The sequence below is a fragment of the Vescimonas sp. genome (assembly GCF_057856985.1).
In genome coordinates this window covers 24,444-30,681 of sequence record NZ_DBLZXX010000020.1, presented here as the reverse complement: position 1 = coordinate 30,681, position 6,238 = coordinate 24,444, and the positions used below count along the sequence as shown (strand labels likewise).

General features: G+C 62.1%; 8 protein-coding genes. All 8 read left to right on the top strand.

Features of this window, described 5'->3' with window-relative positions; translation table 11 throughout:
• Nucleotides 1-330: 30S ribosomal protein S2 (gene rpsB, locus ACZM22_RS09665; protein ID WP_489543904.1), on the top strand; the 330-nt coding region annotated here is incomplete at its 5' end.
• Between the two features lie 83 nt (nucleotides 331-413).
• Nucleotides 414-1,340 (top strand): translation elongation factor Ts, encoded by a 927-nt coding sequence (gene tsf, locus ACZM22_RS09660; protein WP_489543903.1) that lies wholly within the window; start codon nucleotides 414-416, stop codon nucleotides 1,338-1,340.
• Nucleotides 1,341-1,472: 132 nt separating this feature from the next.
• Nucleotides 1,473-1,994, top strand: a complete 522-nt coding sequence (locus ACZM22_RS09655) for a nitroreductase family protein (protein WP_489543902.1) — start codon at nucleotides 1,473-1,475, stop codon at nucleotides 1,992-1,994.
• Between the two features lie 171 nt (nucleotides 1,995-2,165).
• Nucleotides 2,166-3,035 carry a phosphate ABC transporter substrate-binding protein gene (locus ACZM22_RS09650; protein ID WP_489543901.1) on the top strand — a complete coding sequence of 290 codons (870 nt, stop codon included), beginning with the start codon at nucleotides 2,166-2,168 and terminating at the stop codon, nucleotides 3,033-3,035.
• A 66-nt stretch (nucleotides 3,036-3,101) separates the two neighbouring features.
• A complete protein-coding gene (pstC, locus tag ACZM22_RS09645) occupies nucleotides 3,102-3,971 on the top strand; it encodes a phosphate ABC transporter permease subunit PstC (RefSeq protein WP_489543900.1) in 870 nt (289 codons plus the stop codon).
• Nucleotides 3,972-3,974: 3 nt separating this feature from the next.
• Complete coding sequence (gene pstA / locus ACZM22_RS09640) at nucleotides 3,975-4,841, top strand: phosphate ABC transporter permease PstA (protein ID WP_489543899.1); 867 nt, start codon at nucleotides 3,975-3,977, stop codon at nucleotides 4,839-4,841.
• A complete protein-coding gene (pstB, locus tag ACZM22_RS09635; RefSeq protein WP_489543898.1) occupies nucleotides 4,838-5,593 on the top strand; it encodes a phosphate ABC transporter ATP-binding protein PstB in 756 nt (251 codons plus the stop codon). The genes pstA and pstB overlap by 4 nt, the downstream gene beginning before the upstream one ends.
• On the top strand, nucleotides 5,593-6,237 hold the full coding sequence (gene phoU / locus ACZM22_RS09630) for a phosphate signaling complex protein PhoU (RefSeq protein ID WP_489543897.1): 645 nt from the start codon (nucleotides 5,593-5,595) through the stop codon (nucleotides 6,235-6,237). The genes pstB and phoU overlap by 1 nt, the downstream gene beginning before the upstream one ends.
• Nucleotide 6,238: the final 1 nt, after the last annotated feature.

The following is a 6,238-nucleotide window of genomic DNA, read 5'->3' as shown; positions in this document are numbered from 1 at the left end:
AAGGAAGTCATCAAGCACCTGGGCGAGATCGAGAAGCTGGAGAAGTATCTGGGCGGCGTGAAGGAAATGAAGAAGCTGCCCGGCGCTCTGTTCATCGTGGACACCCGCAAGGAGCGCAACGCCATCGCCGAGGCGCACCGTCTGGGCATTCCCGTTGTGGCCATCGCCGATACCAACTGCGATCCCGACGAGATCGACTATCCCATCCCCGGCAACGATGACGCCATCCGCGCCATTAAGCTGATCGCCTCCGTGATGGCCAACGCCATGATCGAGGGCCGTCAGGGCGAGCAGAACGAGGAGGCCGCCGAGGCCAAGGACGCTGAGTAAGTCCGGAATCACACCGCGTATCTCACGGGGCAGGGAAGTGTCCCTGCCCCTTTTTCAATCATATTTTACAGGAGGATATAAAAATGGCTTTTACTGCCGCTGATGTAAAGACCCTGCGCGAAATGACCAGCGTGGGCATGATGGACTGCAAGAAGGCGCTCGTCGAGTGCGATGGCGATATGGATAAGGCTGTTGAGTGGCTGCGTGAGAAGGGTCTGGCCAAGGCTGCCAAGAAGGCCGGCCGCATCGCCGCCGAGGGCATGTCCTACGCACTCACCGAGAACGGCGTGGGCGTCGTGGTGGAGGTCAACTGCGAGACCGACTTCTGCGCCAAGAGCGACCTGTTCGTGGCCTTTGTGAAGGACATCGCCAAGGTCATCGCCGAGCAGAATCCCGCCGATGTGGATGCTCTGATGAACTGCAAGTACTTGAACAGCGATCTGAGCGTCTCCGAGACCATGCCCGAGAAGGTCATGTCCATCGGTGAGAACCTGCAGATCCGCCGCTTCGTCCGCTTCGCCGAGAACACCAGCGTGGGCTATGTCCATGCCGGCGGCAAGATCGGCGTGCTGGTGAATCTGGCCGTGGAGGGCGATATCGACGCCACCGAGATCGGCAAGAACATCGCCATGCAGATCGCGGCCCTGAACCCCCGCTTCTGGGATAAGGCTCAGGTCACCGACGAGGTGCTGGCTGAGGAGAAGAAGATCGCTCTGGCCCTGATGGACACCGATCCCAAGATGGCCTCCAAGCCCGAGGCCGTGAAGGAAAAGATCGTCATGGGCAAGATGAACAAGTTCTACGAGGAGAACTGCCTGATGCAGATGGAGTTCGTCCGCAGCGACATCTTCCAGGGTTCCGTGGAAAAGTACGTGGCCGACGCTGCCAAGAAGCTGGGCGGCTCCGTGAAGTTCGTGGACGCCGTGCGCTTCCAGACCGGCGAGGGCATCGAGAAGAAGCAGGAGGACTTCGCCGCTGAGGTCGCTGCTCAGATGAACATGGGCAAGTAATTGCCGCTGATCGTATGAAATTACGCAGGGGAGAGGCTTTGTAACAGGGCCTCTCCCTGCGCTTTTTGCACGGGGAAACGACACAGGATGGCGGCGGCCGGATCCGGCTGCCGCAGAGAAAGGAGAACGCTGATGACAAACGAAGTGCTGCAAACCATCAAGTCCCGCAGGACAGTCCGCGCATATCGCCCCGATGCCGTGCCGGAGGAGCTGTTGCAGGCGGTGCTGGAGGCGGGGACCTACGCGCCTACCGGCCGCGGCCGCCAGTCTCCGACCATCATCGCCGTGACGTCCGAGGGCTATCGCCAGAAGATCTCTGAGCTGAACGCGGCGGTGCTGGGCAGCGACTCCGACCCCTATTATGGAGCGCCGGTCATCATCCTCGTATTGGCGGACGGCACGGCCAATACCTTTGTGGAGGACGGCAGCTGCGTGCTGGAGAATATGATGCTGGCCGCCGCATCCCTGGGCCTGGGCTCCGTTTGGGTACACAGAGAGCGGGAGATCTTCGACAGCGAAGAGGGCAAGGCGCTTTTACAGGCATGGGGCCTTCCGGAAACGCTGCGGGGCGTCGGCAGTATCGCGCTGGGCTATCCGGCGGGCGCCATTAACGAAGCGGCAAAAAGAAAGGACGGCTACATCGTCCGCGTATAAGGACAAAAAACATCCCCCGTGCAGCAGCATGGGGGATATTTCTGCCTTTTTTTGGCCGGATGGGCGATTTTACGTGGATTTTACACGAGGACGCTTTTTCATTTTACCTGCCCGCCGTATTCTGTGAACTGTAAGGGACATCCGAAATCAAATAAGAAACGAGGTACGAGTATGAAAAAGATCCTTGCATTTGCACTGAGCGCTGTCATGGCGCTGGCTCTGCTGGCCGGCTGCGGCAATCAGACCGATAACAACAGCAGCAACAACAACAACGGCGGCGACGCCAGCGATACCCCTGCCGCCTCTGTCAGCGGCACCGTCTCCACCGACGGTTCCACCTCCATGGAGAAGGTCATCGGCGCGCTGAGCGAGTCCTACATGGCGGCCAACAAGGACGTTACCGTCAACTACAATCCCACCGGCTCCGGCGCAGGCATCACCGCCGTGCAGGAGGGCACCTGTGACATCGGCCTTTCCTCCCGCGCCCTGAAGGACGAGGAGAAGGCGGCCGGCCTGAAGGAAACCGTGCTGGCCTACGATGGCATCGCCATCATCGTCCACCCCGACAACCCCGTCAGCGACCTGAGCATCGAGCAGATCGCCAAGCTGTACACCGGCGAGATCACCAACTGGAAGGACGTGGGCGGCAGCGATGCCGAGGTGGTCCTGATCGGCCGCGAGGCGGCCAGCGGTACCCGCGACGGCTTCGAGTCCATCACCGGCACCAAGGATAAGTGCCAGTACCGTCAGGAGCTGACCTCCACCGGCGATGTCATCACCGCCGTGAGCCAGAACCCCGACGCCATCGGCTACGCCTCTCTGGCGGCCATCAAGGACAGCGTGAAGGCCCTGAGTGTGGACGGCGTCACCCCCAGCGAGACCACCGTCAAGGACGGCAGCTATCAGGTGCAGCGTCCCTTCGTGCTGGTGACGGTGGAGGGCAAGGCCCTCTCCGCTGCGGCACAGTCCTTCTTCGACTACGCCACCTCCGCTGATGCGGCAGACATCATCGCCAAGGCCGGCGCAGTAGCGGCCAACTGAAAGTAAGGCGCGGCAGGCGACGCTCGGCGACGGGCGCCGCCTTGCCCCGTATGCGGAGGTACGCACATGAAAGCAAAACGAGTTCTGGAGAACGCCATACACGGCTGGTTCCTGCTGATGGGTCTGGTAACGGTGGGCTGTGTGCTGCTGATCTCAGTCTACCTCATCATTTCCGGCATCCCCGCTATTCGGGAGATCGGACTGGTGAAGTTCCTGTTCGGCAAGGTGTGGGATTCCAACGCGGCCACGCCCCAGTTCGGCATCCTGCCTTTCATCCTCACCAGCGTGTACGGCACGGCAGGGGCCATCCTGCTGGGCGTACCGGTGGGATTCATGACAGCCGTGTTTCTGGCGAAAATGGCGCCGCCGCGTCTGAAAGCGGTGGTGTCCTCGGCGGTGAGCCTGCTGGCGGGTATCCCGTCGGTGGTGTACGGCCTGGTGGGCATGCTGGTGCTGGTGCCGGGCATCCGGAAGCTATTCCACATTCCTGACGGCTCCGGTCTGCTGGCGGCCATCATCGTGCTGGCCATCATGATCCTGCCGTCCGTCATCAACGTGGCCATGACGGCACTGGAGGCGGTGCCGCGGGAGTACGAGGACGCATCGCTGGCGTTGGGCGCCACGGCCACGGAGACATGGTTCAAGGTGTCCGTTCCCGCCGCCCGCAGCGGTATCGCGGCAGCGGTGGTGCTGGGTGTGGGCCGCGCCATCGGCGAGGCCATGGCCGTGATGATGGTGTCCGGCAACGTGCCCAATATGCCGAAGCTGTTTGAGAGCGTGCGGTTCCTGACCACCGCCGTGGCCAGCGAGATGGGGTACGCGGCGGCGGGCCTGCAGCGGCAGGCGCTGTTTTCCATCGCGCTGGTGCTGTTCCTGTTCATCATGCTCATCAACGCGGCGCTGAATTTCTTCCTGAAGCGCAGTAAGGAGAGGTAAGACATGGACAAGACGAATTTTACCGCCCGCCGCAGGGTCTGGGGCGCTGTGATGCGGGGACTGATGGTGCTGTGCGCGGTCATCACCTGCGCGCTGGCGGCGTTCCTCATCATCTACGTGCTGGCCAAGGGCGTGCCCAACCTGTCGTGGCAGCTGCTGAGCACCAAGCCCAGCTATCTGGACGACACCATCGGCATCCTGCCGGACATCATCAGCACCGTCTGCATGGTCCTGACCACGCTGCTGATCGTCCTGCCGGTAGGTGTGTGCGCGGCGGTGTACCTGACGGAGTACGCGGGCAACCGGAAGCTGGTGGCGGTCATTGAGTACGCGGCGGAGACGCTGTCCGGCATCCCGTCCATCATCTACGGTCTGGTGGGCCAGATGTTCTTCTGTCAGTTTCTGGGTATGAAGAAATCCCTGATCGCCGGCGCTATGACGCTGGTGATCATGAACCTGCCCACCATCATGCGCACCACGCAGGAGAGCCTGAAGACCGTACCCCAGAGCTACCGCGAGGGCGCATTCGGCCTGGGAGCAGGGAAGTGGCGTACCATCCGGACGGTGGTGCTGCCGGGCTGCGTGGACGGCGTCATCACCGGCTGCATCCTGGCGGTGGGCCGCATTCTGGGCGAGACGGCGGCGCTTCTCTATACCGCAGGCTTCGCCCACGCGCTGTACGGCAGTCTGGGCGAAACGCTGCAGGGCGCAGGCGCTACGCTGTCGGTGGCACTGTACGTCTACGCCAAGGAGCAGGGTGAGTTCGATGTGGCCTTCGCCATCGCCGCCATCCTGATGGCGCTGGCGCTGCTCATCAATCTGGCGGCCAGCCTGACGGGACGCTATTTCAAGAAACGGAGGAGCCTATGAGCGATATCATCACGGTGGAGGATCTGAACCTGTGGTACGGCAGTACCCAGGCGCTGCACCATGTGAGCATGGAGATACCGGAAAAGAGCATCACGGCCCTGATCGGGCCGTCCGGCTGCGGCAAGTCCACGTTCCTTAAGACGCTGGACCGCATGAACGATCTGGTGCCGGGCGTGCGCATCGAGGGTACGGTGCGCTACGATGGCAGGGACATCTTTGCACCCGATGTGGATGTCAATGAGCTGCGGCGGCAGGTGGGCATGGTGTTCCAGAAGCCCAACCCGTTCCCCATGAGTATCTACGACAACGTGGCCTACGGGCCCCGTACCCACGGCGTGCGCAACCGCGCTAAGCTGGATGAGATCGTGGAGCAGTCCCTGCGTTCGGCAGCCATCTGGGACGAGGTGAAGGACCGGCTGAGGAAAAACGCACTGGGCCTGTCCGGCGGCCAGCAGCAGCGCCTGTGTATCGCCCGGGCGCTGGCGGTGGAGCCGCAGGTGCTGCTGATGGATGAGCCCACGTCGGCGCTGGACCCCATCTCCACATCGAAAATAGAGGAGCTTGCAATTGAGCTGAAAAAACGGTACACTATTGTAATCGTCACACACAATATGCAGCAGGCGCTGCGTATTTCGGACCGTACCGCGTTTTTCCTGCTGGGTGAGCTGATCGAGTACGACGACACGGAGCGCATATTCTCCACGCCGTCCCAGAAAAAGACCGAGGATTACATCACGGGGAGGTTTGGTTGATGAGGAGCCGCTTTGATGAGCAGCTGGCCCAGCTGCATCGGGAACTGATCGAGATGGGCGCGCTGTGCGAGCGCGTGATCGCGCTGGCCGCCAAGGCCCTGACCACGGGGGATAAGGCGCTGGCCCAGCAGGTGCCGCCACTGGATCGGGAGATCGACCGGAAGGAGCGGGACATCGAGAACCTGTGCCTGCGGCTGCTGCTGCACCAGCAGCCGGTGGCCGGCGACCTGCGGCGTATCTCCGCGGCCCTGAAGATGATCACGGACATGGAGCGCATTGGCGACCAGGCCGATGACATCTCCGAGATCGTACTGTATCTGACGGACGTACCGGCGGAGAGCCACGTGCTGCTGCAGAAGATGGCGGAGGCCGCCATCGGCATGGTCAGCGACAGCGTGGACGCCTACGTGCGGCAGGATGTGGAGCTGGCGGAGCAGGTCATCGCCCACGACGACACGGTGGACGACTACTTCGAACAGGTCAAGCAGGCGCTGATCCAACGCATCGCCAACGATCCGGCGGAGGGCGGCACGGCCCTGGATCTGCTGATGATCGCCAAGTATCTGGAGCGCATCGGCGACCATGCCACAAATATCGCCGAGTGGGTGGAGTTCTCCGTCACCGGCGTACACAAGGAGGGATGAC